The sequence below is a fragment of the Companilactobacillus baiquanensis genome (assembly GCF_003946605.1).
GTDB classification, from domain to species: domain Bacteria; phylum Bacillota; class Bacilli; order Lactobacillales; family Lactobacillaceae; genus Companilactobacillus; species Companilactobacillus baiquanensis.
In genome coordinates, this window is the sequence record NZ_RHOQ01000015.1 from 1 (window position 1) to 1,939 (window position 1,939).

At 47.6% G+C, this 1,939-nt stretch carries 1 rRNA gene; it reads left to right on the forward strand.

The window, feature by feature from the left end:
• Positions 1 to 292: 292 nt before the first annotated feature.
• A 16S ribosomal RNA gene (locus EKM77_RS10895) occupies positions 293 to 1,866 on the forward strand.
• The last annotated feature ends 73 nt before the right edge of the window (positions 1,867 to 1,939 follow it).

A 1,939-nucleotide genomic window follows, 5' to 3' on the forward strand; every position in this document is an offset into this window, starting at 1 on the left:
GTAATATATTACCTGTTGTTGCGACAGAGCAACGGCGACAACGTGTTGATGAGTTTTCCTCATTCTTCACTGAAAAAATTATTTTAAATAATTGTTGACATTAACTTGTCCAATTGATAAGATAATTAAGTCGCTTGTTAAGAAGTTCACTTCCTAACAGACATGTAGACCTTTGAAAACTGAACAAAGTTTTAACAATCAATTGTGTATATACCTTTTAATTAAGGTTTTGAATTAAGAAACATTGACGAAGTCAATTTTCGCTAGTAATAATTTTTGAGTCACAAACTTTTAATATGAGAGTTTGATCCTGGCTCAGGACGAACGCTGGCGGCGTGCCTAATACATGCAAGTCGAGCGAACTCTGGTAACTGAACGATGGTGCTTGCACCGGAGTGATGATACATTTGAGTGAGCGGCGGATGGGTGAGTAACACGTGGGTAACCTGCCCTAAAGTGGGGGATAACATCTGGAAACAGGTGCTAATACCGCATAACAACATTTACCACATGGTTTATGTTTGAAAGATGGTTCTGCTATCGCTTTAGGATGGACCCGCGGCGTATTAGCTAGTTGGTGAGGTAACGGCTCACCAAGGCAGTGATACGTAGCCGACCTGAGAGGGTAATCGGCCACATTGGGACTGAGACACGGCCCAAACTCCTACGGGAGGCAGCAGTAGGGAATCTTCCACAATGGACGAAAGTCTGATGGAGCAACGCCGCGTGAGTGAAGAAGGTTTTCGGATCGTAAAACTCTGTTGTTGAAGAAGAACATGCATGAGAGTAACTGTTCATGTATTGACGGTATTCAACCAGAAAGCCACGGCTAACTACGTGCCAGCAGCCGCGGTAATACGTAGGTGGCAAGCGTTGTCCGGATTTATTGGGCGTAAAGCGAGCGTAGGCGGTTTATTAAGTCTGATGTGAAAGCCCTCGGCTCAACCGAGGAAGTGCATCGGAAACTGGTAAACTTGAGTGCAGAAGAGGAAAGTGGAACTCCATGTGTAGCGGTGGAATGCGTAGATATATGGAAGAACACCAGTGGCGAAGGCGGCTTTCTGGTCTGTAACTGACGCTGAGGTTCGAAAGCGTGGGTAGCAAACAGGATTAGATACCCTGGTAGTCCACGCCGTAAACGATGAGTGCTAAGTGTTGGAGGGTTTCCGCCCTTCAGTGCTGCAGCTAACGCATTAAGCACTCCGCCTGGGGAGTACGACCGCAAGGTTGAAACTCAAAGGAATTGACGGGGGCCCGCACAAGCGGTGGAGCATGTGGTTTAATTCGAAGCAACGCGAAGAACCTTACCAGGTCTTGACATATCTTGAAACACTAAGAGATTAGTTTTTCCCTTCGGGGACAAGAATACAGGTGGTGCATGGTTGTCGTCAGCTCGTGTCGTGAGATGTTGGGTTAAGTCCCGCAACGAGCGCAACCCTTATTACTAGTTGCCAGCATTAAGTTGGGCACTCTAGTGAGACTGCCGGTGACAAACCGGAGGAAGGTGGGGACGACGTCAAATCATCATGCCCCTTATGACCTGGGCTACACACGTGCTACAATGGTCGGTACAACGTGCTGCGAACTCGCGAGGGTAAGCAAATCACTTAAAACCGATCTCAGTTCGGATTGCAGGCTGCAACTCGCCTGCATGAAGCTGGAATCGCTAGTAATCGTGGATCAGCATGCCACGGTGAATACGTTCCCGGGCCTTGTACACACCGCCCGTCACACCATGAGAGTTTGTAACACCCAAAGCCGGTGGGGTAACCTTTTAGGAGCTAGCCGTCTAAGGTGGGACAAATGATTAGGGTGAAGTCGTAACAAGGTAGCCGTAGGAGAACCTGCGGCTGGATCACCTCCTTTCTAAGGAAAAGTGCGAGAGCACAACGGAAATACACAAGTTAAAACTTTGTTTAGTTTTGAGAGGTCTACTCTC